20 protein-coding genes are annotated in these 25,923 nt (G+C 59.3%); 6 read left to right on the plus strand and 14 right to left on the minus strand.

Features of this window, described 5'->3' with window-relative positions; translation table 11 throughout:
• The first annotated feature begins 72 nt into the window (after window positions 1-72).
• Entirely contained in the window at window positions 73-1,533 is a 1,461-nt protein-coding gene (gene mltF, locus OQ460_RS19105; protein ID WP_410018933.1) for a membrane-bound lytic murein transglycosylase MltF, read from the plus strand.
• A gap of 131 nt (window positions 1,534-1,664) precedes the next feature.
• On the opposite strand, the gene OQ460_RS19110 is transcribed toward mltF, so the two are convergent.
• The 5 genes from OQ460_RS19110 to treP all read right to left on the minus strand — a co-directional run bounded on the left by OQ460_RS19110 (window position 1,665) and on the right by treP (window position 9,144).
• Complete coding sequence (locus OQ460_RS19110; RefSeq protein ID WP_410018934.1) at window positions 1,665-1,949, minus strand: PTS glucose transporter subunit IIB; 285 nt, start codon at window positions 1,947-1,949, stop codon at window positions 1,665-1,667.
• A 2-nt stretch (window positions 1,950-1,951) separates the two neighbouring features.
• Window positions 1,952-4,480, minus strand: coding sequence for a phosphoenolpyruvate--protein phosphotransferase (gene ptsP, locus OQ460_RS19115; RefSeq protein WP_410018935.1), 2,529 nt, complete (start codon window positions 4,478-4,480; stop codon window positions 1,952-1,954).
• A gap of 177 nt (window positions 4,481-4,657) precedes the next feature.
• Window positions 4,658-5,878, minus strand: coding sequence for a maltoporin (locus OQ460_RS19120; protein ID WP_410018936.1), 1,221 nt, complete (start codon window positions 5,876-5,878; stop codon window positions 4,658-4,660).
• A gap of 56 nt (window positions 5,879-5,934) precedes the next feature.
• Complete coding sequence (gene treC / locus OQ460_RS19125) at window positions 5,935-7,581, minus strand: alpha,alpha-phosphotrehalase (RefSeq protein ID WP_410018937.1); 1,647 nt, start codon at window positions 7,579-7,581, stop codon at window positions 5,935-5,937.
• 120 nt (window positions 7,582-7,701) lie between these two features.
• Window positions 7,702-9,144 carry a PTS system trehalose-specific EIIBC component gene (treP, locus tag OQ460_RS19130; protein ID WP_410018938.1) on the minus strand — a complete coding sequence of 481 codons (1,443 nt, stop codon included), beginning with the start codon at window positions 9,142-9,144 and terminating at the stop codon, window positions 7,702-7,704.
• A 226-nt stretch (window positions 9,145-9,370) separates the two neighbouring features.
• Between treP and treR the strand changes: the two genes are divergently transcribed.
• Complete coding sequence (gene treR, locus OQ460_RS19135; RefSeq protein WP_410018939.1) at window positions 9,371-10,075, plus strand: trehalose operon repressor; 705 nt, start codon at window positions 9,371-9,373, stop codon at window positions 10,073-10,075.
• Between the two features lie 203 nt (window positions 10,076-10,278).
• On the opposite strand, the gene guaA is transcribed toward treR, so the two are convergent.
• The 4 genes from guaA to OQ460_RS19155 all read right to left on the minus strand — a co-directional run bounded on the left by guaA (window position 10,279) and on the right by OQ460_RS19155 (window position 15,043).
• Complete coding sequence (guaA, locus tag OQ460_RS19140; RefSeq protein ID WP_250947274.1) at window positions 10,279-11,856, minus strand: glutamine-hydrolyzing GMP synthase; 1,578 nt, start codon at window positions 11,854-11,856, stop codon at window positions 10,279-10,281.
• A gap of 127 nt (window positions 11,857-11,983) precedes the next feature.
• Window positions 11,984-13,453, minus strand: coding sequence for an IMP dehydrogenase (gene guaB / locus OQ460_RS19145; protein WP_410018940.1), 1,470 nt, complete (start codon window positions 13,451-13,453; stop codon window positions 11,984-11,986).
• A gap of 138 nt (window positions 13,454-13,591) precedes the next feature.
• Window positions 13,592-14,140 (minus strand): sugar ABC transporter ATPase, encoded by a 549-nt coding sequence (locus OQ460_RS19150; RefSeq protein ID WP_410018941.1) that lies wholly within the window; start codon window positions 14,138-14,140, stop codon window positions 13,592-13,594.
• A gap of 135 nt (window positions 14,141-14,275) precedes the next feature.
• Window positions 14,276-15,043 (minus strand): sulfite exporter TauE/SafE family protein, encoded by a 768-nt coding sequence (locus tag OQ460_RS19155; protein WP_410018942.1) that lies wholly within the window; start codon window positions 15,041-15,043, stop codon window positions 14,276-14,278.
• A 98-nt stretch (window positions 15,044-15,141) separates the two neighbouring features.
• On the opposite strand from OQ460_RS19155, the gene OQ460_RS19160 reads away from it, so the two are divergent.
• From OQ460_RS19160 to leuA, 4 genes are all read left to right on the plus strand, one after another.
• Complete coding sequence (locus tag OQ460_RS19160) at window positions 15,142-16,032, plus strand: LysR family transcriptional regulator (RefSeq protein WP_410018943.1); 891 nt, start codon at window positions 15,142-15,144, stop codon at window positions 16,030-16,032.
• Window positions 16,033-16,042: 10 nt separating this feature from the next.
• Window positions 16,043-17,422 carry an exodeoxyribonuclease VII large subunit gene (gene xseA / locus OQ460_RS19165; RefSeq protein WP_410018944.1) on the plus strand — a complete coding sequence of 460 codons (1,380 nt, stop codon included), beginning with the start codon at window positions 16,043-16,045 and terminating at the stop codon, window positions 17,420-17,422.
• Between the two features lie 3 nt (window positions 17,423-17,425).
• Window positions 17,426-18,247, plus strand: coding sequence for a peptidoglycan DD-metalloendopeptidase family protein (locus OQ460_RS19170; RefSeq protein WP_410018945.1), 822 nt, complete (start codon window positions 17,426-17,428; stop codon window positions 18,245-18,247).
• A gap of 318 nt (window positions 18,248-18,565) precedes the next feature.
• Window positions 18,566-20,245 (plus strand): 2-isopropylmalate synthase, encoded by a 1,680-nt coding sequence (leuA, locus tag OQ460_RS19175; RefSeq protein WP_410018946.1) that lies wholly within the window; start codon window positions 18,566-18,568, stop codon window positions 20,243-20,245.
• Between the two features lie 129 nt (window positions 20,246-20,374).
• On the opposite strand, the gene OQ460_RS19180 is transcribed toward leuA, so the two are convergent.
• The 5 genes from OQ460_RS19180 to OQ460_RS19200 all read right to left on the minus strand — a co-directional run bounded on the left by OQ460_RS19180 (window position 20,375) and on the right by OQ460_RS19200 (window position 25,883).
• A complete protein-coding gene (locus OQ460_RS19180; protein WP_410018947.1) occupies window positions 20,375-21,166 on the minus strand; it encodes an amidohydrolase in 792 nt (263 codons plus the stop codon).
• On the minus strand, window positions 21,154-22,302 hold the full coding sequence (locus OQ460_RS19185) for a pyridoxal phosphate-dependent aminotransferase (protein WP_410018948.1): 1,149 nt from the start codon (window positions 22,300-22,302) through the stop codon (window positions 21,154-21,156). The genes OQ460_RS19180 and OQ460_RS19185 overlap by 13 nt, the downstream gene beginning before the upstream one ends.
• A gap of 191 nt (window positions 22,303-22,493) precedes the next feature.
• On the minus strand, window positions 22,494-23,963 hold the full coding sequence (der, locus tag OQ460_RS19190; RefSeq protein ID WP_410018949.1) for a ribosome biogenesis GTPase Der: 1,470 nt from the start codon (window positions 23,961-23,963) through the stop codon (window positions 22,494-22,496).
• A 134-nt stretch (window positions 23,964-24,097) separates the two neighbouring features.
• Window positions 24,098-25,249 (minus strand): outer membrane protein assembly factor BamB, encoded by a 1,152-nt coding sequence (gene bamB, locus OQ460_RS19195; protein WP_410018950.1) that lies wholly within the window; start codon window positions 25,247-25,249, stop codon window positions 24,098-24,100.
• Window positions 25,242-25,883 carry a YfgM family protein gene (locus tag OQ460_RS19200; RefSeq protein WP_410018951.1) on the minus strand — a complete coding sequence of 214 codons (642 nt, stop codon included), beginning with the start codon at window positions 25,881-25,883 and terminating at the stop codon, window positions 25,242-25,244. The genes bamB and OQ460_RS19200 overlap by 8 nt, the downstream gene beginning before the upstream one ends.
• Between the last annotated feature and the right edge of the window lie 40 nt (window positions 25,884-25,923).

Below are 25,923 nucleotides of genomic sequence, written 5' to 3' on the forward strand. Positions count from 1 at the left end.
TTCTGGGCACTACCAGACAACACCCTCGCTGTCGAGATATGGCGCCGAGGGTCCTTTGCGTATACTGCGCAGATGTTCTTCCCTACTGCTTTGCGCCCGCGATGCGCCAAATGGCTCATCGCCACCGGACTCTTCCTGATGCTCAGCGCGTGTGTTGATAAACCCAACACGCTGGAGCGAATCAAGGAGGATGGCGTATTGCGGGTGGTCACACGCAACAGTCCGGCCACCTATTTCCAGGACCGTAACGGTGAAACCGGTTTCGAATACGAACTGGTCAAGCGTTTCGCCGACGACATGGGAGTGAAGCTGGAGATCGTGGCCGCCGACAACCTCGACGACTTGTTCAGCCAACTGGGCAAACCCAACGGGCCGGTCCTTGCCGCCGCCGGCCTGGTCAGCAGTGAGCAGCGCCAGCAGCAGGTGCGCTTCTCCCATCCGTACCTGGAAGTCACGCCGCAGATCATCTACCGCAACGGCCAATCCCGCCCTACTGGCGCGGCAGACCTGGTAGGCAAGAAGATCATGGTGCTCAAGGGCAGCACCCACGCCGAGCAACTGGCCGCGCTGAAACAGAAAAACCCCGCCATTGAATATGAAGAGTCCGACGCAGTTGAAGTAGTCGACCTGTTGCGCATGGTGGACGAAGGCCAGATCGACCTGACGCTGGTAGATTCCAACGAAGTGGCGATGAACCAGGTGTACTTCCCCAAAGTGCGGGTTGCCTTTGACCTGGGAGACACCAGCAATCAAAGCTGGGCCGTAGCTCCTGGCGAAGACAACAGCCTGCTCAACGAGGTCAACAGCTACCTGGACAAGGTGGAAAAAAACGGCACGCTGCAGCGTCTGAAAGATCGCTACTACGGGCACGTTGATGTCTTGGGCTATGTCGGCGCCTACACTTTCGCCCAACACCTGCAACAGCGGCTGCCCAAATACGAGACGTTCTTCAAGACTTCGGCCAAGGAAGAAAAGGTCGACTGGCGGTTACTCGCAGCCATTGGCTATCAAGAATCCCTCTGGCAACCGACGGTCACCTCCAAGACTGGCGTGCGTGGCCTCATGATGTTGACGCAGAACACCGCCCAGGCGATGGGCGTGTCCAATCGCCTGGACGCCCGGCAGAGTATCAAGGGCGGCGCAAAATACCTGGCCATGATCAAGAACGAACTGGATGACTCCATTCTCGAACCCGACCGCACCTGGTTCGCCCTCGCCGCCTATAACGTCGGCGGAGGTCATCTGGATGACGCCCGCAAACTGGCGAAAAAAGAAGGCCTGAACCCGAACAAGTGGCTGGACGTAAAAAAAATGCTGCCCCGCCTGTCGCAAAAGCAGTGGTACAGCAAAACCCGCTATGGTTATGCCCGAGGCGGTGAACCCGTGCATTTCGTGGCCAACATCCGTCGGTACTACGACATCCTGACCTGGGTGACCCAGCCACAACTGGAAGGCAACCAGGTGGTGGAAGGCAAACTGCACGTGCCGGGGGTGGATAAGTCCAAGCCTGCCGCAGACAGCCCGCAACTCTAAACAGCATCCATCCCGAACACCGCAAACCCAATGTGGGAGTGGGCTTGCTCACGATAGCGGTGTGTCAGGTAAGATTTTTTCAACTGACACACCGCTATCGCGAGCAAGCCCACATTTTGAGCTGCAACGTCTTACTGGCCAGGGATCAGATGTACCACCCCGCCCGCCAACACCATCACCGCTGTAATACCCGCAGCCTTCAGCGCCGTTTCATCCACCAGCGCCGGGTCGTATAACTGCACGCGTATCCGTGTCAAGGCCACCCGCTGTTGCTCCTTCAGATTCACCGCCCCACCCAGCGCATTCAGCACCGCCGGTGCCAATCGTGCGTCAGGCGCAGGTTCGGGGATCACCGTTTCGGCCACTAGGTCCGGGGTCAGGGCCTTCCAGAACGCCCGCTGCAATTTCTCGAACATGCTCAATGCTCCACAACAGGTAAGGTTTCAACAGTCGCCATGTGGTAAAGGCGCAAGGCCTCGCGCACTTGGGCGGCTTCTTCCAGGCACAGGACCTGGCGGGCGATGATCTGGCAATCGGCCAGGTCCAGCTCACGCACGGTGGCCTTGATACTGGGGATCAGCGGCACGCTGACGGACAACTCGTCCACCCCCAGCCCGATCAGCATCGGCACCGCCAGCGTTTCGGATGCCAGCGCACCGCACACCCCCACCCACTTGCCATGGGCATGGGCGGCCTTGACCGTGGAGGCAATCAGGCGTAGCACGGCCGGGTGAAAGCTGTCGGCCTGGCTGGCCAGCCGTGGGTGGTCGCGGTCCATGGCCAGGGTGTATTGAGTCAGGTCATTGGTGCCAATGGAGAAAAAATCCACATGGGGGGCGAATACATCCGCCATCAACGCCGCTGATGGCACCTCGATCATGATCCCCAGCTTCGGCAGCTCGGTAAGCCCCAGAGCCAGCGCTTCCTCTTCCAGGATCTCGCGCGCCTGGCGCAGCTCCGAGAGCAGGCTGACCATCGGCAACATGATGTGCAGCCGGGCAAGCCCCGCACTGGCCAGGATTGCCCGGAACTGCTCGCGCAGCAGTTCGGGACGTTCCAGGCACAGGCGAATCCCGCGCAGGCCAAGAAACGGGTTGGTCTCGCTGGCCATCGGCACGTAGGCCAGGGGCTTGTCGCCGCCCACGTCCAGGGTACGTACCACCAGGTTGCGCTCCACGCCGAGCGCGCGGGCGATGGCGCAGTAGGTCCGGGACTGCTCCTCTGGACTCGGTGCGCGGTTGCGCTCCAGGTAAAGGAACTCCGACCGCAGCAAGCCGACCCCCTCGCCGCCCAGAGACAGGGCCTGCTCTACTTCTTGCAACGAGGCAACGTTGGCCGTCACCTCGACATGATGACCGTCGCGAGTGACAGCGGCCTGCTGTGCGTGCTCCGCCTCACGCTGACGGCGTAATGCGTGCTGTTGACGGCAAGCCTCTGAGTGTTCGATTTCCGCCAGATCGGGGTCCAGGTGCAATTCGCCCTTGTCAGCGTCCAGCAGCACCTGCTTGCCGTTGGCCAGATGCAATACTTGCCCGGGCACACCGCAGATGGCCGGCAGCCTCATGGCTCGGGCGAGGATTGCAACATGACTGGTCGCTCCGCCACCCACAGTGACGAAGCCCAACACCTTGCGGGTGTCGAGACTGGCGGTTTGGGAGGGTGTCAGTTGCTCGGCGATCAAAATCGCCTGCTCCGGCAAATCCCAGGCACTGTCATTGATGCCGAGAATCAGTTTGAGTACCCGCTGACCGACATCCGCCAAATCGGCGGCGCGCTCAGCCAGCAGCGTACTGCCCAACCCCTGAAACAACTTGACCGTGGCGAGCGTGGCCTGGTTCCAGGCGAACGCCGCGCTCTTGCCCTGGGCCAGCAGCTCACGGGCATGTTCCAGCAGCGTCGGATCTTCAAGCAGCTCTTGATGGGCGCGGAAAATCTCTTTTTGTACGCCACCGACGCTGGCCTGCAAGCTTATCAGGGCTTCGGCGGCATGCTGCAGGGCGCGCTCCAGTGCCGCACGCTCCAGGACTTCTCCCCCGCCAAGCTCGATGACGATCAATTCGGGTTCCGCAACTTGAACCACTTGACCAAACGCCGAGCCCGGTGAGGCACAAACGCCGCGCAATACACTCGCAGATGACACGGGCGCCACGGCTTCAAGTGTCTCGGCCTGGACCGCAATCGCCTCACCGCAGCCTTCGACGAGCAACGCCGCCAGTGCCTTGATGGCCGGTGCAGCGTCGTCCCCCACCGCACTCACCTGCAATGTATCGCCCTGCACCGTTTGCAACGCCATGATCGCCACCAGCGATTTGGCATTGGCACTCTGGGTTTGCTTGTGCAGGCAGATACTCGCGTTGAAGCCTTTGGCTGCCTGGGCAAAGACCGCTGCCGGACGCGCGTGCAGGCCGTTGGCATTCGGCAGTGTCACCGGTCGGGAAAACAACGCTTCGCCCTCCTCCACCTCCTCCACAGCCATGCGCGGCTCGGCCGTCACACGCAACAGCGGTTGCCCGGTCGCTACCAGCCCGGTGCCCGGGGCCAACAGGTCGAACGACTCGCCGCTCACCACCAGCATCAAGGTCAGCAGGCTGCGGGCATTGAGCGCGACAAAATCGGCATCAAACTCGATCAACGGCTGGCCAGCCACTACTCGCTGGCCGTCCTTCACCAATCGGGTAAACCCCTTGCCCGCCAGATTCACGGTGTCCAGGCCGATATGCATCAACACCTGGACCCCATTGTCATCGGTAACGCTCACAGCATGCCCACTGTCCTGAATATTGCTGATCATCCCGGTCAACGGTGCGCACAGGGTTTGCGAGGTCGGATCGATACAAATGCCATCACCCATCAAGCGGCTGGAGAATACCGGGTCCGGCACTAGGTCCAGAGGTAGCAACACCCCAGCCAGGGGCGCCAACAGTTCCAAGGGTTGAATTGTGGTCATGACATCACCTGCTGTTTGGTTCTGTAAAAATCATAGGGTGGATGCAAATTCCAAGGTGACGAATGTCCAAATGCGGGGGGCTTGCTCGCGATTGCGATGGGCCAGCCAACAAATACATCGCCGGATACGCCGCCATCGTGAGCAAGCCCACATTGGTCCGTGTTCAGTCCCATGGATTCATTTCCACCAGTATTCGACCTGCACGCCAAAATTGGACCCGTGCCGCGCCGCGCCGTAGGAGCCGGTGTCGGACAACGCCGAACCCGATGCCAGTTCATTCGCTGCACGCTGGGCGGCTTTGTTCCAGCTGGCGTAGGTGTAGTACAGACGCACTTCCGGCCGCGCCCAAAAATCCGGGCCCTTGGGTGACCAGGTCGGGGCGAAGGTAAACTTGCTCAACTTGCGGGTGCCGTCGCTGGCGTCGACTTGATCGTGACCGAGCTCGGCGACCAGCTTGAACTGCTCGGTGAGGGCATAAGCCGGGCGCACACCGAGAGAAATCCAGGTCTGGTCCTGGCTGCCGGGGCGGATATCCTTCTGGTACACCGCCTCGACCTGGCCACCAAATCGCGGCGTCACCTGCCAGTCGAAAAATTCCACCGCCCGGTAGCTTTTGCTGCTCTTGTCCAGCGCCGTATTGCCGGTATAACCCAAACCTGTGCCCGGACCTTCGCCGTACTGCAAGGCAAACTTGTTCTTGCCACCGAGGAAAGGGGTCTGTACGTGTTGGGCAGTAAGCGCCCAGCCGCTATTGGCTTCACGACCACCGGCTTTTTCGATATAGCTCAAGCCCAATTCCAGCTCGCCGCCTGGATTGGTCTTGAAACCGGCCACATTGAAATCGTGACGGGTGGCGTATTCCTTCTGGTAGAGATTGTCCTTACGCGACAGCGCGTAGCTGTACTTCAGGTCGCCGATCAGTACATCTTCGATACCACCACCGGTGGCGCTCTGGTTCCAGTAGTAAAAGTCAGAGATGTGAATGTCGTTACGCTTGTAGTAACGCCGACCAGCCCACAGTGAGCCGCCATTGAGGCTGGGCATGTTCGACCACTGCGCATACATCTGCGGCATGCGGGCCGAACCGTTATTTTCACCCTGGAACTTCAGTTCACGGTCGTACTTGTTGTACAGCGAGGCCATTGCGTCGACGCTCAACACCGAACCGTCGTCGAGAGTGAACAAATCCTGGCGCAACTCGAGTTCTGCATATTGCTCGCATTCGTTGCCCAGGCGGTACTTGGATTGCGCTCCCGGCAACTGGAAGCATTGCTGCGGGCCGCTGCCCGTCGACGACCCCGCGCCGCTACGCAAATAGCCGGCAAATTCCAGGGCCTGGGCTGCCAGAGGCAGGGTCAGGCACGAGGTAACAAGACCCAACTTTATTGTTGTTTTCATGAAGCGCTCCGATATTTTTATTATGTTTTTTAAGTCCTTCCCCAATCCCCAGAGGGTCAATCCTTGAGGTGCAGCACAAAGGATTCATAAGGGCGCAGCGATACCGTGTTCGTGCGCGCCGGGCAGTCGGGATAGTTGCTGATCAGCAGGCGCTGCTCAGTGGTCTCTGCGATTACGTCGCAGGGCAATTGGATCTCGCACGGCGTGCCGTAGAAATTGTTCAGCACCAGCAGGCGCTCACCCTGCCCTTCGCGCAGGTACACCCACACCTGGAGGTGATCCGCCAACAACGGGCGATATTCGCCTTCCTGGATCAGCGATTCATGGCGACGCAAGGCGATCAAGGTGCGGTAGTGATGCAGCACCGATTGCGGGTCATCAAGTTGGCCCTCGACGTTGATCTGGGAGGCATTCTCCGGGATGCCGATCCACGGTTCACCACGGCTGAACCCCGCGTATTCGTCGGCGCTCCACTGCATAGGGGTACGGCCGTTATCCCGTGATTTCTGCATGATCGCAGCCATACTTTGGGCTTCGGACTCACCGGCATCGCGCTTGAGGCGATAAATGTTCAGGGTCTCGACATCACGGTACTGCTCGATCCTGTCGAACCCCGGATTGGTCATGCCCAACTCTTCGCCCTGATAAACAAAAGGCGTGCCCTGCAGGAAGTGCAGCGCCGTAGCAAGCATCTTGGCCGAGACCACGCGATGCTCGCCGTCATCGCCAAACCGCGAGACCACCCGCGGCTGGTCGTGGTTACACCAGAACAACGCGTTCCAGCCGCCCCCCGCCTGCATGCCCAGTTGCCAGTCGGAAAAGATCCGCTTGAGCTGCAGGAAGTCGAAGTCCGCCCGCACCCACTTCTGCAGGTTCGGGTAATCGACTTTCAGGTGATGAAAGTTGAAGGTCATCGACAGTTCTTTCGACTGTGCATTGGAGTAGCGAATGCAGTGTTCCAGGCTGGTGGACGACATCTCGCCGACGTTGATCAGGTCATGCCCCTCGAATACTTCGCGGTGCATTTGCTGCAGGTACTGGTGAACGTTCGGACCATCGGTGTAGAAACGACGGCCGTCGGTGGCGTCCTCGGGGAAGTCCGCGGGTTTGGAAATCAGGTTGATCACGTCCAGGCGAAAGCCGCCAACGCCCTTGTCACGCCAGAAGCGCATCATCTTGAACACCTCGGCGCGAACCTTGGGATTGTCCCAATTGAGGTCGGCCTGGGTGTGATCGAACAGGTGCAGGAAGTACTGGCCGGTTTGTGCCTCGTATTCCCAGGCCGAGCCGCCGAACTTGGACTCCCAGTTATTCGGCTGGTCACGCCAGATATAGAAATCGCGATAGGGATTGTCGAGGCTGCTACGGGCCTGCTGGAACCACTCATGTTCGACCGAGGTGTGGTTGACCACGATGTCGAGCATCAGCTTGATCCCGCGCTTGGCGGCTTCGCCGATCAGCAGGTCACAGTCGGCCATGGTCCCGTAGCTGGGGTCGATGGCGTAGTAGTCGCTGATGTCGTAGCCATTGTCGCGCTGCGGCGAGCGCAGGAAGGGGGTGATCCACAGGCAATCGACGCCCAGCCATTTCAGGTAATCGAGTTTGTCCACGATACCCAGCAGGTCACCGGTGGCGTTACCCGCGTGGCTGTGGAAGCTTTTTGGGTAGATCTGATAGATCACCGAATGTTGCCAGTCTTGCATGGTGGGTTCCTTCAATGAGTTGTGTACTGGCTTTGAGGGCGCCTTCGCGAGCAAGCCCGCTTCCACAGGTTGGAACGCATTTCAAAATGTGGGAGCGGGCTTGCTCGCGATAGCAATGGATCAGGCGACCCGATACCCAGGCCGAACAATCTTCATGCTCAGCGCACAGGTCAAAACAAACGGCACCACCATCGCGATGACCATGCCGATCACAAACATCGCAATGGATTGCGGAACGACCGAGATAAAACCCGGCAAGCCGCCCACACCGATGGCCGAGGCCTGGACCTTGTTCATCGACAGGAAAATACTGCCCAGCGCCGAGCCCAGCAGCGCGGCGTAGAACGGAAACTTGAAGCGCAGATTGACGCCGAACATCGCCGGTTCCGTAATGCCGAAGTACGCGGAAATCGCTGAAGTCGAGGCCATGCTTTTGTCCCGGGCATTGCGACTCATGTAGAACACGCCGAGCGCAGCGCTGCCTTGGGCCAGGTTGGACATAACAATCATCGGCCAAATAAAGGTGCCGCCCTGTGTAGAAATAAGCTGCAGGTCGACGGCAAGGAACATGTGGTGCATGCCGGTGATCACCAGCGGCGCATACAGCAGGCCGAAAATCGCCCCGCCGAGCATTGGCGCCAGGTCAAACAGGGTGACCACACCTTCGGTGATCAGGATGCCTAGGTGACGGGTCACCGGGCCGATAATCGCCAGGGCCAACACGCCGGTGACCACAATGGTGGTGATAGGCACCACTAGCAGCTGAATGGCATTCGGTACGCGTGCGCGCAGCCATTTTTCAATGACGCTCATGACGTAGGCAGCCATCAGGATCGGCAGGATTTGCCCCTGATAGCCGACCTTTTCGATCTGGAACCAACCGAAGATGTCGAAATACGGCAGGCTCTGGCCGTCAAGACCGGCGACCGCCTTGCCGTAGTTCCAGGCATTGAGCAGATCCGGATGCACCAACATCAGGCCAAGGACGATGCCGAGGATTTCACTGCCGCCGAAGCGCTTGGCCGCCGACCAACCCACCAGCGCCGGCAGGAACACAAACGAGGTATTGGCCATCAGGTTGATCAGGCTCCACAGGCCATCCAGGTTTGGATAGGCCTCCAGCAGCGTCTGCCCCTCGATGAACATGCCCTTGGCACCCATCAGGTTGTTCACCCCCATGAGCAAGCCGGCAATGATCAGCGCTGGCAGGATCGGCATGAAGACATCCGAGAAAACCCGCACCAGGCGCTGCATGGCGTTGGTTTTGTCGGCGCCCTTTTGTTTTACGTCGGCGATGGTCGATGCCGCCAGGCCGGTCTTTGCCCGCAACGCGGCATAGACTTTTTCCACTTCGCCGGGGCCGATCACTACCTGGAACAGGCCACCGGTGAAGAACGAGCCCTTGACCAGATCGACCTGGTTCAACGCACTGTTGTTGACCAGGCTCGGGTCCTTGAGCGCCAGGCGCAGGCGGGTGACGCAGTGGGCGGCTTGCTCAAGGTTATCGCTGCCCCCGAGGTGCTCGAGAATCTCGCTGGCAATATTCGTATAGTCGTGGCTCATGCTTGGTTTCCACTTTGATTTTTTTATTTGGGGTCAGTCATTGGCAGCACGCCGAGGGCAAAAGTACTCGTACAGACGAGTTAAAGCAACAACTCGTACAGACGAGTTACAAATGCATGGATTTCCCACGCCTCGCAGGACGATACCCAAGGGCCCAATAGACAAACCCCACCTCTGCCACTAAGGTTCCTGCCTTGAATGCAAACGCTGCACAGAGTCCTTCCCCATGAGCAAATACAACCAGATCTATACCGATCTGCTTGCCAGCATCACCACCGAACGCCTGCAACGCGGCACGCGCCTCCCCTCCGAAACCGAACTGATGGACGCCTATCAGGCCAGTCGTGGCACGGTACGTCGGGCCATCGAGCAGTTACAGGAGCGGGGTTTTGCGCAAAAGATCCATGGCAAGGGCACCTTTGTGTTATCGCCCAATCCCATCGAATTCCAGCTCGGCGGGATCGTCAGCTTTCTTGAAACCCATGCCGACCTGGGGGATGACGTGCGCACCGAAGTGGTGGAGTTCAGCCAGTTCCCACTGGAAGGTTCGCTGCTGGAACATATCGAAGCCGAGCCCGGCAGCCTGATCACCCGGATCAAGCGAGTACGGCGCATCGGTGGCAAACGGGTGATCCTCGACATCAACCACTTCGTCGCCGATATGATTCCTGGCCTGGACCGGGACATTGCCGAACAGTCGATCTACGCGTTTATCGAACAGACGTTGCAGCTGCAAATCAGCTACGCCCAGCGCACCATCGAAGCCCTGCCCCGAGGCAAGGACGACCAGGCACATCTGGACCTCGACGGCCAGAGCCATGTGATCGTGGTCAGTAACCAGACGTTTTTGCAGGACGGCAGGCAGTTCGAATACACCGAGTCGCGGCATACGTTGGATAAGTTCTACTTTTCGGATATTGCGCGGCGGTAAGGCCCAGCGAAGATTAAAAAATGTGGGTTTGCTCGCGATAGCGCTACGTGTGCACGAAATTTGTCGACTGACACTCTGCTATCGCGAGCAAGCTCTCTCCCACACTTTGACCAGCGGTAGTTGATTTATCGGGGTCACAAAACACAAAACCCCGGCTCAACGGCCGGGGTTTTGTTATTCAACGCTCACCTGCTATTGCAGGATCATTCCCACTCAATGGTCGCCGGCGGTTTGCTCGACACGTCATACGTCACGCGCGAAATACCTTCGATTTCATTGATGATACGACCGCTGACGGTTTCCAGCAGTTCGTATGGCAGGTGCGCCCAACGGGCGGTCATGAAGTCGATGGTTTCTACCGCACGCAGGGCCACGACCCAGGCGTAGCGACGACCATCGCCGACTACACCGACCGATTTCACCGGCTGGAACACCACGAAAGCCTGGCTCACCTTGTGGTACCAGTCGGCCTTGCGCAGTTCTTCGATGAAGATGTGGTCGGCGCGACGCAGCAGGTCGGCGTATTCCTTCTTCACTTCACCAAGGATCCGCACGCCCAGACCCGGGCCCGGGAATGGATGGCGGTAGACCATGTCGTACGGCAGGCCCAGTTCCAGGCCCAGGCGACGGACTTCGTCCTTGAACAGTTCGCGCAGCGGTTCTACCAGCTTGAGGTTCATTTCCTCAGGCAGACCACCCACGTTGTGGTGGGACTTGATCACGTGGGCCTTGCCGCTCTTGGCGCCGGCCGACTCGATCACGTCAGGGTAAATCGTGCCCTGGGCGAGATACTTGATGTTGTCCAGTTTGTTGGACTGGGCATCGAAGACGTCGATGAAGGTACGACCGATAATCTTGCGCTTTTTCTCCGGGTCGGACTCGCCGGCCAGATTGTTCAAGAACTGATCTTCGGCGTTGGCGCGGATCACTTTGACGCCCATGTTCTCGGCGAACATGGCCATAACCTGCTCACCTTCGTGCAGGCGCAGCAGGCCGTTGTCGACGAACACGCAGGTCAGTTGGTCACCGATGGCCTTGTGCAACAGGGCAGCTACCACGGAGGAGTCAACACCGCCGGACAGGCCGAGCAGGACATTGTCGGTGCCGACTTGGGCACGCACGTTGGCAATAGCATCTTCAGCGATTTTCGACGGAGTCCACAGGGCTTCACACTCGCAGATGTCGAGAATGAAACGCGAAAGAATGCGGCCGCCTTGCTTGGTGTGGGTCACTTCCGGGTGGAACTGCACGCCGTAGTAACGACGTTCGTCGCTGAACATGCCGGCAATCGGGCAGCTCGGGGTACTGGCCAGGATATGGAAGTCTTCCGGCATCTTGGTGACCTTGTCACCGTGGCTCATCCACACGTCGAGGCCAAACAGGCCGTCGGCATCGATGTGATCTTCGATGCCGTCCAGCAGGCGGCTTTTGCCGACTACGTCGACACGGGCATAACCGAACTCACGTAGCTCAGAGCCTTCGACCTTGCCGCCCAGTTGCTCGGCCATGGTCTGCATGCCGTAGCAGATACCAAAGACCGGTACGCCGAGGTCAAATACCGCCTGCGGGCAACGCGGGCTGTTGGCTTCGTGTACGGACTCGGGGCCACCGGCGAGGATGACGCCTTTTGGAGCGAATTCGCGGATCGCCTCGTCATCCATGTCGAACGGATGCAGTTCGCAATACACGCCGATCTCACGCACGCGGCGAGCGATCAGTTGAGTGTATTGGGAACCGAAATCGAGGATCAGGATGCGGTGGGCGTGAATGTCGAGGGCCATGAAAGAAACTCTAAAAGAGCAGTTGCGAGCTTCAAGCTGCAAGCTGCAAGTAATCGGGGGCTGCGCGGAAGCTGCACCAACACAGCCCCGCTTGCAGCTTATAACTTGTGGCTTCTAGCTGTCGGCGTCAGCCGACCCGATAGTTAGGCGCTTCCTTGGTGATCTGCACATCGTGGACATGGGACTCAGCCATGCCGGCGCCGGTGATCCGCACGAACTCTGGCTTGGTGCGCATTTCTTCGATATCGGCACTGCCTGTGTAGCCCATCGAGGAACGCAGGCCGCCCATCAGTTGATGGATGATGGCGCTCAGGGTGCCCTTGTAAGGGACACGACCTTCGATACCTTCCGGAACCAACTTCTCGGCGCCTGCCGAGGAGTCCTGGAAATAACGGTCGGAAGAGCCCTGAGCCTGGGACATGGCGCCCAGCGAACCCATACCGCGATAAGCCTTGTACGAACGCCCCTGGAACAGTTCGATCTCGCCCGGCGCCTCTTCGGTGCCGGCGAACATCGAGCCCATCATCACGCAGGAAGCACCGGCCACGATGGCCTTGGACAGATCACCGGAGAAACGGATACCACCGTCGGCGATCAACGGTACGCCAGTGCCTTCAAGGGCAGCGGCGACATTGGCGATGGCGCTGATTTGCGGCACGCCGACACCGGCAACGATACGGGTGGTGCAGATCGAGCCTGGGCCGATACCGACCTTGACCGCATCCGCGCCCGCTTCGGCCAGGGCCTTGGCAGCAGCGCCGGTAGCAATGTTGCCACCGATCACCTGGACCTCAGGGAAGTTCTGCTTGACCCAACGCACGCGATCGATCACGCCTTTGGAGTGACCGTGGGCAGTGTCGACCACCACCACGTCAACACCGGCAGCGACCAGCGCCGAGACGCGGTCGCCAGTGTCCTTACCAGTACCAACAGCCGCGCCAACGCGCAGACGACCCTGGTCATCCTTGCTGGCCAGCGGATAAGCCTTGGCTTTTTCGATGTCGTTGACGGTCATCATGCCCTTGAGGGCGAACTTGTCGTCGACGATCAGCACGCGCTCGATGCGGTGCTTGTGCAGCAGTTCACGCACATCGTTCTTGTCGGCGCCTTCCTTGACCGTGACCAGACGTTCTTTGGGCGTCATCACTTCGCGGACGGTGACTTCAAGGCGGTTTTCGAAACGCACGTCACGGGAAGTGACGATACCGACCAGGTCACCATCGTGCAGCACCGGAACACCGGAGATGTTGTGCATGCGGGTCAGGTCGAACAGATCACGCACGGTGGCGTCGGCTTCGATGGTGATTGGATCCTTCACCACACCGGCTTCGTAACGCTTGACCTTGCGTACTTCGGCAGCTTGCTGCTCGATGGTCATGTTCTTGTGGATAATGCCGATGCCACCTTCCTGAGCCATGGCGATTGCCAGACGGGCTTCAGTGACGGTGTCCATGGCGGCAGAAACCAGGGGAATGTTCAGCTCGATGCCACGGGTTAGGCGGGTCTTGAGACTGACTTCGTTAGGAAGCACCTCGGAATAACCGGGCACTAGGAGAATGTCGTCGAATGTCAGAGCTTCTTGGCTGATACGCAGCATCGCGGGGGCTCCCGAGCGGGAAAATGGAAGCGCGCCATTATATACATGCACCCTGTCGGGCTCAATGTAAAACTCTGACAAACTTGGTAATACTGATAGAAGGATAAACCGGCCTCCTGCCCAAGACCGTATTGGCAATCACAGCTCGACTTTGACCCAACTGATCTTCTGGTCGAGCCAATCGGCAAACTCGTCGATAAAGCTCTGCTTGAACCCCGCCTCCGCCCAGTTGTTGAAGATGAACCCCAGGTTGGAAAACCCACACTCCTGCAAGAACAGGAACCCATTGATGTCATCTTCATGACCGCACAGCGGACAGGTGAAATTATCGGTGTGGCCGGGCATCCAGTCTTCCAGGCTATCGAACAGCGCCTCCCCGACTTCTTTAAGACATTCCGGGCAGCCGGCTTCTTCGAGAAAGCCCTTGGCCGGCGTATAGATGCAGCGTTTGTAGATGATTTCCAGGCCATTGACCGGCTCGTTGAACGGCAGCGCCTCGGGGTGCAGCACCACGGCGCGGGCACCGTCGGCCAGTGCATAGCCCATGCGATTACCAGTGCGGCCACAGGTGCTCAGCTCTTCCTTGATGATGTTCTTGCGCACCAGCCAGCGCACGATTGCCCGGGCGCGGGGTTCATGCACGGGTAAGGTGGAGATTTTCGGGACAAGGATGCTTTGGGAATTCATGGGAGTCCTGCGGTGTGGCTACTGGCGCCATAGCGGGCAAGCCCGCTCCCACATTCGATCGCATTCCAATGTGGGAGCGGGCTTGCCCGCGATGAGGCCCTGAAGGCAGGCAGCTTAATCCCTGCCCGACACAGGTCAAGTACTCAAATACCGTCCAATCAATGCAATGCCGCTGACCAGCACCAGCCAGGTCACCAACCGCACAAACGCTTCCCGGGACATGCGCTGGGTCAGTCGTCGCCCCGCCCACAACCCTAGGGCCATCGCCGGCAGCAGGCACACCGCCAATATCAGCAACGGCAGTTCGGTATAAACCCCGGCGATCAAAAACAGACTTAGGCGTACCAAGGTGCTGGCGCTGATCAACGCACTTTGGGTCGCCCGCGCCGAGTCTTTAGGCAAACGGCTGTTGAGGTAGATCGCATACAAAAAACCGCCGCTGCCGAACAAGGCACCAAACAACCCGCCCACCACGCCCATCGGCACCGACCAGCCGGCAGCCAGGGCTGTGGGCTTGGCCCTTACCGCCAGGCTGTAGATCGCATAGGTACTGATAAACAGGCCCATCAACAGCAGGAGCAGGTCCGAATGCAGGTTGAGCAGGAAGATCACACCGAGGGTGCAGCCAATGGCCATGCATGGCAACAACCGCAACAGCTCTGGCTTGACCACATCCCGCCGTGATTGCAGCAGGTTGCCAAAAGCCGCGACGAAATCAAGCAACACCAGCAACGGGATGACCTTCGACAGCGGCATGAACAGAATCAGGATCGGCCCGGCCACCAGCGCCGTACCAAAACCGGCGATGCCAAACACGATATAGGCCAGCGCAATCCCCAGGCCGATCACCAGCCAGTCCAGTACTCCAAACGACCACTGCCCCATCAATTCAACCAGGCTCATGAAATATTCCTTGTCAGCAAGGCCCTCACTTTAGCCAAGCTGATGTGTTGCGACTAATATCTTCAATACCCTCCACCCATCTCGAAAAGGCATGGCTTGTGATTTCCACCCGACAACTGCGTTACTTCGTAGAAATCGCCGAGAGCGGCAGCTTCAGCGCCGCCGCCGAACGGCTATTCGTCGCGCAATCGGCCCTCAGCCGGCAGATCAAGGAACTGGAAATTCTCCTGCAAACACCGTTGTTCGAGCGCACTGCCCGTCAACCGCGCCTGACGGCAGCCGGCGAAGCGTTTTATCCAAGGGCGCGCAGCCTGCTGGGGGAGTTGCACAAGGCCAGTGAACTGGCGACCCAGGTGGGCCACGGCCAACTCGGCACCCTGCGCCTGAGCCATTCCAGCACCGTGCCGATGAGTGGGCGCGTACTGCGTGGGATCAGCGCCTGGCTGGAACAGTGTCCCGGTGTGTCAATGGATATCATCAAACTGTCCTCTGAAGCGCAGCTGGAAGACATTGCCGATGGTCGGCTGGAAGTCGGCCTGTTGCGCTTGCCGGTTCTGCGCCAGCGCGAAGGGGTACGCATCGTGCCTTTATATAAGGAGCCACTATTGCTGGCAGTCCCGCCTGCCCACCCTTTGGCCAGAAGCTCATCGGCCATTGAACTGGCGCAATTGCAAAACGAAGCCTTTATCTCGATCCCCCACCCGCAGCGCGGCGGCTTGAGTTACCTGTCAGCCGAGCTATGCATGCGCGCGGGATTCTTCCCCAAGGCTGCGCGGGTGATGTCCCGCAAGACCACCCAGTTGCAACTGATCCAGGCTGGGTTTGGCATTGCGCTGTTGCCCGAGTCGATGCGTGACATCGCGCCGGCCAACATTCACTTCCGTCCCCTGGCCGGTCCCGATTGCTACAGCACCGTGGCCATGGCCTGCGCGCAGGCTCCGAGCGCGCTGGTCGCGCAATTCTGCCAAACACTGGGCGAATGCCTATAAACTGCCGCCCATGATTAAAGATCCCTTTGCCCGCCTGGGCCTGGACCGCGAAGTCCTGACTGTCAGCCAGCTCAACGGCCGCGCGCGGGTGTTGCTGGAAGACGTATTCACCAATATCTGGGTCGAAGGCGAAATCTCCAACCTCGCCCGCCCGGCCTCCGGCCACGTGTATTTCACCCTCAAGGACAGCGGTGCGCAGGTGCGTTGCGCGCTGTTCCGGCAAAATGCCGCGCGGGTGCGCCAAGCCTTGAAAGATGGCCTGGCGGTCAAGGTAAGGGGCAAGGTCTCGCTGTTTGAAGGCCGTGGCGACTATCAATTGATTCTCGACACTGTAGAGCCTGCCGGCGACGGCGCCTTGCGCCTGGCGTTCGATGCCCTGAAAGAGAAGCTGAGCGCCGAAGGCCTGTTCAGTGCCGAGCGAAAAGTGCCGCTGCCGGCCCATCCTCGGCGTATCGGCATTATCAGTTCACCGACTGGCGCAGTGATTCGCGACATCATCAGTGTATTCCGCCGTCGTGCTCCGCAGGTGCAACTGACATTGATCCCCACCGCCGTCCAGGGCCGCGAAGCCGTCTCGCAGATTGTTCGCGCCCTCAAGCTGGCCGACGCACGAGGCTTTGATGCACTGATCCTGGCCCGTGGCGGTGGGTCGCTGGAAGACCTCTGGTGTTTCAACGAGGAAGCCGTGGCCAGGGCCGTGGATGCTTGCGTGACGCCCATCGTCAGCGCGGTCGGCCATGAAACCGATGTGTCCATCAGCGACTTCGTGGCCGACGTACGCGCACCCACGCCTTCCGCTGCGGCCGAGCTGCTCGCGCCGGACGCCAGCGATCTGGTGCGCCAGGTTGAAAGCCTGCACCGACGCCTGATCATGCGCATGCGTAACCGCTTGATGCATGACCGCCTGCGCCTGGAAGGCATGGCCCGCCGCCTGCGCCACCCCGGCGAGCGCCTGCGCCAGCAAGCCCAGCGCCTGGACGATCTGGATATGCGCCTGCGCCGTGCTTTCGAGCGCAGCCTCAATACCCGTCGCGAACGCTTGATCCGCCTGGAAACGCGCCTGGCCGGCCAGCATCCGGGCCGACAACTGGCAATGCTGCGCCAACGTCTGGACAGCCTTGCCGAACGCCTGCCACGCGCCATGCGCGAGGGCCTCAAGGCCCGTCGCCTGCAGTTGCAAAGCCAGGTGCAGACGTTGCAGGTGGTCAGCCCGCTGGCGACCCTGGGGCGTGGCTACAGCATTCTTCTGGACGAACGCGGCCAGGCGATCCGCAACGCGGCGCAAACCCATACCGGCCAGCGCCTCACCGCACGGTTGGGCGAAGGCCAACTACAGGTCCGGGTGGAAGACAACCACCTGACACCCGTCACCCTCTCATTACTGGATTGATTCATGCCGCGCTTTTTAAGCTTGTTGATCTTGTTGTGCCTGACCTTTACCGCCCATGCCGACAGCTTTATCACCCGAGCGCTGAACAAACCGGTGCCGGGAGGTGTGGCGGTGGTTGTCCTGGGCGCCGCGGCCGCGGCACCAAAAGCCACTTATCAGGGCAAACCGGTACTGGTGGTCAAGGAGCAGGACAATTGGCTTGCCATCGTTGGCATCCCACTGACCACACAGCCGGGTACTCATCAGATCAACAGCGGCGGCAGCAATCTGCCTTTTATCGTGGGCTTCAAGAAGTACCCGGAACAACGCATCACGCTGAAAAACAAAAGCCAGGTCAACCCGGCGCCTGCGCAGCTCAAACGCATCGAAAGCGAGCTGGCGATCCAGATCAAGGCTTACCGCACCTTCAGCCCGACCATCCCCAGCAACCTGATACTGGACAAGCCGGTAAACGGCCCGCTGTCGAGCAAGTTCGGTGTACGTCGTTTCTTTAATGGCGAGGAGCGCAACCCTCATTCCGGCCTGGACTTTGCGGTACCGGCAGGCACGCCGATCAAGACCCCGGCGCGGGGCAAGGTGATCCTGGTCGGCAACTATTTCTTTAATGGCAACACCGTATTCGTCGACCACGGCCAGGGCTTTATCAGCATGTTTTGCCACATGTCGAAGATCGATGTGAAGGTGGGCCAGCAACTGGCGCGTGGCGCCGTGGTAGGGAAAGTCGGTTCGACCGGCCGCGCGACCGGACCGCATATGCACTGGAATGTCAGCTTGAACGATGCACGGGTGGATCCGGCGATTTTCATTGGCGCATTCGCCCCATGAGCTGGATTGCGCACCCTGCAACGGGTGCGCAAACAAAATTCGTTTAATTCAATATTAAAAGCACAAAATCTCGCTTACATCAGAAATAGCAGAACTTATCTCAATTTTTCGCGACAGCTTGCGATCTTTAACCCCTGCGGTTAGGGTTGGGCTTATGAAAACCTCTCACACCCTCATTCAGCTTCGTCAGCACCGCAGCCTGTGCCTGGTCAGCGCACGACTGCCAGGCTGAATCGATCTGCCTCGTCCCGGTTTTATCCCCCAACAACAGTTTTACGGCAGGCCGCCTCTTTTCGGCCCTACAACAAGGATTTTCTGATGAGCATGCTCAAAGACCCATCTTCGAAATACCGCGCGTTCCCGACCATTGATATTGCGGACCGTACCTGGCCGTCGAAGACCATTACCGCCGCGCCGATCTGGTGCAGTTCCGACTTGCGCGACGGCAACCAATCGCTGATCGAACCCATGGATGCAGTGAAGAAGCTGCGTTTCTGGAAGACCCTGGTCGCCGTCGGCGTCAAGGAAATCGAAGCTTCGTTCCCGGCCGCCTCACAAACCGACTTCGACTTCGTGCGCACCCTGATCGAAGACAACCACATCCCCGAGGACACCACCATCCAGGTGCTGACCCAGGGCCGTGAAGACTTGATCGCCCGTACCTTCGAATCCCTGCGCGGGGCGAAGAAAGCCATCGTTCACTTGTATAACGCGACCTCGCCATCGTTCCGCCGCATTGTCTTCAACCAGGACAAGGACGGAATCAAGGCTATCGCGGTCGACGCGGCCAAGCTGTTCGTCAAATACGCAGCCCAGCAGCCAGAAACCCAGTGGACGTTCGAGTACTCGCCGGAAACCTTCAGCGCGACCGAACTGGAGTTCGCCAAGGAAGTCTGTGATGCGGTGATCGAGGTGTGGAACCCGACACCCGAGCACAAAATGATCCTCAACCTCCCTGCCACCGTCGAATGCGCCACCCCCAACATCTATGCCGACCAGATCGAGTGGTTCGGCCGCCACATCAACCGTCGTGACAGCGTGATCATCAGCCTGCACACCCACAACGACCGTGGTACTGGGGTTGCAGCCACTGAACTGGGCCTGATGGCCGGGGCCGACCGCGTAGAAGGTTGCCTGTTCGGCAACGGCGAGCGCACCGGCAACGTCGACCTGGTGACCGTGGCATTGAACCTCTACACCCAGGGCGTCAACCCAGAACTGGACTTCTCGGATATCGACGGCGTGCGCAAAGTCGTCGAAGAGTGCAACCAGATCCCGGTCCACCCTCGTCATCCGTATGTGGGCGACCTGGTCCACACCGCATTCTCGGGCTCCCACCAGGACGCGATCCGCAAAGGCTTCACCCAGCAGAAACCGGATGCCCTGTGGGAAGTGCCGTACTTGCCAATCGACCCGGCCGACATTGGTCGCAGCTACGAGGCGGTGATTCGCGTCAACAGTCAATCGGGCAAGGGCGGCATCGCCTACCTGCTGGAGCAGGAATACGGCATCAGCTTGCCGCGTCGCATGCAGATCGAGTTCAGCCAGGTAGTACAGGCCGAAACCGACCGCGTAGGCCTGGAAATGACCGCTTCACAGATCTATGCACTGTTGCAGCGTGAATACCTGCAAGCCAACACCCCGTACGCGTTGGTCAGCCATCGTTTGCAGGAAGAAAACGGCAATAGCTCGGTGGAAGTGGAAGTTTCCGGCAAGGGCCAGGGCGAAACCAACCTGCGCTGGCATGGCAAGGGTAACGGCGCGCTGGAGGCATTGGTCGCCGGCCTGCCGATTGGTGTCGAGATCATGGACTACAACGAACATGCTATCGGCGCCGGCACCAATGCCAAGGCAGCGGCTTACATCGAACTGCGGGTGAACGGCGAGCGCCCGGTACATGGCGTGGGGATTGATGAAAACATCACCACTGCGAGCTTCAAGGCCGTGTTCAGCGCACTGAACCGCTCGTTGAGCCAGCAGGAAGCGAAAGCGGCGTAACTTACCGCTGAAAAGCCAAAGGCCCCTGGATGCGAATCCAGGGGCCTTTTTACTTTGGGGCTGGGGCGATGCTGATGGCCCTATCGCGGGCTTGCTCGCGATAGCCATCTCCCGAACGATGGATATCCGTCAAATAAACTGAAAACTATCAGCGTCGAGATTCGCCGGAAACCTCTGGCGATACTCCGCCAACTGCGCCGCCTCCAGGCAGACCTGGAACACCCCATCCGCCTCCCCTGCACTCAACAGGCTCTCGCCCTGGAAGTCGAGGACTTGGCTGCCCCCCGTGTAAGCAAACCCCTTGCCGTCCGTCCCTACCCGGTTTACCGCCGCCACATAGCACAAGTTCTCGATGGCCCGCGCCGGCAACAGGCGGTTCCAGTGCTGGCGCCGCGCCCCCGGCCAATTCGCGGTGTATAGCAGCAGGTCGGTATCCTGGGCATCACGGCTCCACACCGGGAAGCGCAGGTCGTAACAGATCAATGGTCGAATCCGCCAACCCTTGAGTTCGAACAGCACCTGACACTCACCTGGCGTGTAGTGATTGTGCTCTCCAGCCATACGGAACAAGTGACGCTTATCGTAATGCAACACCTCGCCATCAGGCCGTGCCCACAACAGGCGATTGCGGTGGCTGCCGTCAGCCGCCTGGATGATCACACTGCCGGTGATCACAGCATTGTGTTTATGCGACTGGATCTTGAGCCACTCATGGGTGGGGCCGCGCTCCGCTTCGGCAAGGGCTTGGGACTCCATGGAAAAGCCAGTGGTAAACATTTCCGGCAGCACAATTAAATCCGCGCCGCCGGCCTGATCCAGCAACGACTCGAAATGTTCCAGGTTAGCCTGTCGGTCGTGCCACGCCAGGGTCGTCTGCACAAGGGCAATCGTCAGATCAGGTAACGCACTCAGATCACGCATAGCTTCTCGGCTGCTTGGCGCAGCGTCTCCTCGCGTTTGGCAAAGCACAAGCGCACCAGGCGCTGGCCTTGGGGTGGGTTCTGGTAAAACACCGAGACCGGAATGGTAGCCACACCATGTTCGCGGGTCATCCACAGTGACATGCCAACGTCATCCAGGTCTGGGCGAATCTGTGAATAGTCCACCAGTTGAAAATAGGTGCCGGTCACCCGCGTAAGACTGAAACGTGACGACGCCAGCAGATCACAGAACAGATCGCGCTTGGCCTGATAGAACGCCGGCAACGCTTCGACATGTTCCGGATGTTCGGCCATGTAGTCCGCCAGGGCGTATTGCAACGGCGTGACCCCACAGAAACTAACGTACTGGTGCACCTTGCGCAGCTCGGTGCTGAGGGCCGGTGGTGCGATCACATACCCGGTCTTCCAGCCAGTGACATGATAGGTCTTGCCGAAGGAGCTGACGACAAAAGCGCGCTGATACAGCTCCTCATGAGCCAATACGCTGACATGGGCCACACCGTCGAAGACCAGGTGTTCGTAGACCTCATCGCTGACCAGGTAGATATCGCGATGACGGATCAGCTCGGCCAACTGGTCGAGTTCGGCCCGGCTGATCAAGGCGCCGCTGGGATTGTGCGGTGTATTGAGAATGATCATGCGCGTGCGCGGTGACAGCGCGGCCTTGATCCGTTCGAAATCCAGGCTGAAATCCTCCAGCCCCAACTGCACGTGTACGCAGCGACCGCCAGCCAGCTCTACGGAAGGTTCGTAGCTGTCATAGCAAGGGTCGAAGACGATAACTTCGTCACCACTGCGGATCACCGTCTGGATTGCACAGAAAATCGCCTGGGTAGCGCCCGGAGTGATGGTCACTTCGCTGTCGGGATTAACCGTGACGCCATAGCTGCGGGCAAGCTTGGCCGCCACCTGTTGACGCAATGCCGGCAAGCCGGTCATTGGTGCGTATTGGTTGTGGCCACTGGCGATGTGTCTACCCACTGCATCGAGCAAGGCCTGGGGGCCATTGAAGTCGGGGAACCCCTGGGACAGATTCAGAGCCCCGGTATCGGCGGCGAGTTGCGACATGGTGGCAAAAATCGTGGTGCCGACATTCGGCAGCTTGCTGGTGATCATGGGATCCCCCTCCGGGCGAGCTGCAAGTTTTAAGCTGCAAGCTGCAAGGGGTCAATCACCGGGCACAAAAAAGGGCTCTGGATGAGCCCTTTTTTGTGCTTGGCGATGCGGTTGCAAGCTATGAGCCTCAAGGTGCAAGCCAAGCAAATTTGCTTCTGCTTGCGGCTTGCCGCTTAAAACTTGCCGCCGTGTCACCGCCGATCTTTACGCTTTTTATCGGCCTTTTTGTTGTGACTCATCAAGCGACGCTTCTTGTTCACTTGGCGGTCAGTCAGGCTGTTTTTATTACCTTCGTACGGGTTCTCGCCACCCTTGAACTCGATACGGATCGGCGTACCGACCAGTTTCAAGACTCGACGGTAGGTGTTTTCCAGATAACGGACGTAGGACTTCGGCACCTTCTCGATCTGGTTGCCGTGGATCACGATGATCGGCGGGTTGGCACCACCCAGGTGGGCATACCGCAGCTTGATCCGACGGTTGTTGACCATGGGTGGCGCGTGCTCGCCCACCGCATCTTCGAGGATCTGGGTCAGGCGGTTGGTCGGCCAGCGGGTGACCGCAGACTTGAAGGAGTTCTGGACCGAAGCGTAGAGATTGCCTACACCGGTGCCGTGCAGCGCGGAGATAAAGTGAATATCCGCGAAGTCGACGAAGAACAACCGACGCTGCAGCTCGACCTTGACGTAGTCGCGCTCGCTTGGGGTCATGCCGTCCCACTTGTTGATCGCGATCACCAGTGCCCGACCGGCCTCCAGGGCAAAGCCCAGCAGGTTGAGGTCGTGATCGACCACGCCTTCGCGGGCGTCCATGACGAAGATCACTACGTTGGCGTCCTTGATCGCCTGCAGGGTTTTGACCACCGAGAACTTTTCAACTTCCTCGTGGATCTTGCCGCGCTTGCGCACCCCGGCAGTGTCGATCAGCGTGTACTTCTCGTCGTTACGCTCGAACGGGATGTAGATGCTGTCGCGGGTAGTGCCGGGCTGGTCATATACGATTACCCGGTCTTCACCGAGCATGCGGTTGACCAGGGTCGACTTGCCCACGTTGGGGCGACCGATAATTGCGATCTTGATACCGTCTTTTTCGCTCGGGCCAGGAATGCGCTTGGCTTCCTCGCCTTCGGCGACGATTTCGCCTTCGCCCTCTTCTTCCTCAATGTCATCCCGAGGGAAGTCACGCAGGCAGATTTCCAGCATCTGAGTGATGCCACGACCATGGGCACCGGCGATCGGGATCGCGTCACCCAGGCCCATCGGGCTGAATTCGGCACGCGCCAGCTCAGGATCGATGTTGTCGATCTTGTTGGCCACCACATAGGAACGCTTGTTGCGCTTGCGCAGGTGCTCGCCGATCATCTGGTCAGCAGCGGTGTAGCCCGCACGGGCATCCACCAGGAACAACACGACATCGGCTTCTTCGATAGCCAGCAGCGACTGCTCGGCCATCTTTTCGTCCATGCCGTGCTCGTCACCGGAAATACCGCCAGTGTCGACAAGAATGTAGGAGCGCCCTTGCCACTTTGCCTCACCGTACTGGCGATCACGGGTCAGACCGGATAAGTCGCCGACGATGGCGTCGCGAGTCCTGGTCAGGCGGTTGAACAAGGTGGACTTGCCGACGTTAGGTCGGCCCACCAGGGCGATTACGGGAACCATGCGGCTCTCCACTTCGTTATTTCAGAAAATACAAAAGCCGCTGCAAGGCAGCGGCTGGTGCTCGACTGCAGGGGCGAGCTTGCTCGCTCCTGCAGGTGCAGCAACCTGAGGGACCAGCCCTCAAGCATAGTTCGTTACTTGATGGTCAGGGCTTCCAGCTTGCCGCTGTTACCAAAAACATAAAGCATATTGCCTACGACCAGCGGACGGGCACGCAGGCCATCGCTGTCGATACGTTCGCGGCCGACAAAACGACCATCTACCTGGCTCAACAGATGCAGGTAGCCTTCCAGGTCACCTACTACCACATAGCTGGAGAACACCTCAGGTGCCGACAGTTGACGGCGAGCCAGCGAGTCATTGCTCCACAGTGCTGTGGTGGAACGCTCGTCGACGCTTTCAACGGTGCCAGATGCCAGGCTGACGTAGACGCTACCAAACCCTTGGGCGACACCTGCGTAGCTGGAAGCATCACGCTGCCAGAGCACGCGGCCACTTTGCAGGTCCAGCGCCGCGACGCGGCCCTGGTAAGTGGCGACATAGAGGGTTTCACCCGACAGCAGCAAGCTGCCATCGATGTCCACTACGCGGTCCAGCTCGGAGCGACCTTGCGGAATCGCAACCCGCGATTCCCAGGCTGGCACGCCATTCTGGGTGTTCAGGGCGACCACTTTACCGGTCGACAGGCCTGCCAGTGCCAGGTTATTGGTCACAACCGGACCGCTGGTACCGCGCAGGGTCAGGACCGCCGGCGTGCTGTCGTACAACCAGCGCTGTTCGCCGGTGTTGGCGTCAAGGCCAATTACGCGGTCATCCTGGGTTTGCACGACCACGATGTCACCATTGGTGGCAGGCGGTGCGAGGACTTCACTGGTCACGCGAGCGCGCCATTTCTCTTCACCGCTACTCGAATCCAGTGCCACGACTTCGCCCTTGAGCGTGCCGATCATCACCAGGCCATAACCCACGCCAACCGCGCCGGATACTGGCAGCTCGAGGTCTTTCTTCCACTTGACGTCGCCGTTCATGCGATCCATGGAGATCACCACGCCGGTCACGTCAGCGGCCACAATGTTGTCACCGTCGATAGCCGGAACCAACATGTTGTAGGTCTCGCCCTGGCCATCGCCGATGGAGCGGCTCCACTGCTTTTGCAGGACCACTTCTTCCTTGAAGCTGGTCAGCTCGGCCGGAGGCAGTTCTTTTTTGCTGTTGCTGCTGCAACCCGCGGCCAAAACGGCCAGAGCCAGCAATGCTGCATGTTTCCAACGGATCACGTCACGCATCCCCTTTGGCCAGGTCGTCCAGCTTGATTTGTAAGCCACCGACAGCTGCTTCATCAGACAGCGCCGCCTTGGCTTTTTGGTACGCAGCATTGGCTTCGTCGGTACGACCCAATTGGACCAGCAGGTCGCCCTTGAGCTCTTCGCGAGTAGCCAGGAATGCCTTGTCAGCATCGCCGTCGAGCAGTTTCAGTGCTTCGTCGGCCTTGTTCTGTGCGGCCAGAACCTGAGCCAGGCGCTGACGTGCAATTTCACCCAGGGTTGCGTTGGCCGGCTTGTCAGCGATGGCTTTCAACTCGGAAGCCGCGTCATCCAGCTTGCCGGTGTCGACCGCAACTTTTGCGACGAACAGGCTGCCGTACTGGGCGTAGGTGCTACCGCCAAACTCGTTCTTCAGTTTGCCTGCCAGGTCCGCAACTTGCGCGGGATCGGGCTTGCCATCTGGGGTCAGCGTGGTTTCCAGCAGTTGCTGATAGAGTATCGAGGCGCCTTGCGACTGATTGCCCTGATACTTCTGGAACGCCTGCCAACCGAACACCACAACTAACGCCAGCAGGCCGCCAGTAACCAGGGGTTTGCCGTTACGCTGCCACCAGTCTTTGAAATCGGCCAGTTGATCATCATCAGAACTCGACACCCCAATACTCCTCAATCGCTAAATTCGGCTGTTGGACAGC

This window comes from Pseudomonas imrae (assembly GCF_046352735.2).
GTDB lineage: Bacteria > Pseudomonadota > Gammaproteobacteria > Pseudomonadales > Pseudomonadaceae > Aquipseudomonas > Aquipseudomonas imrae.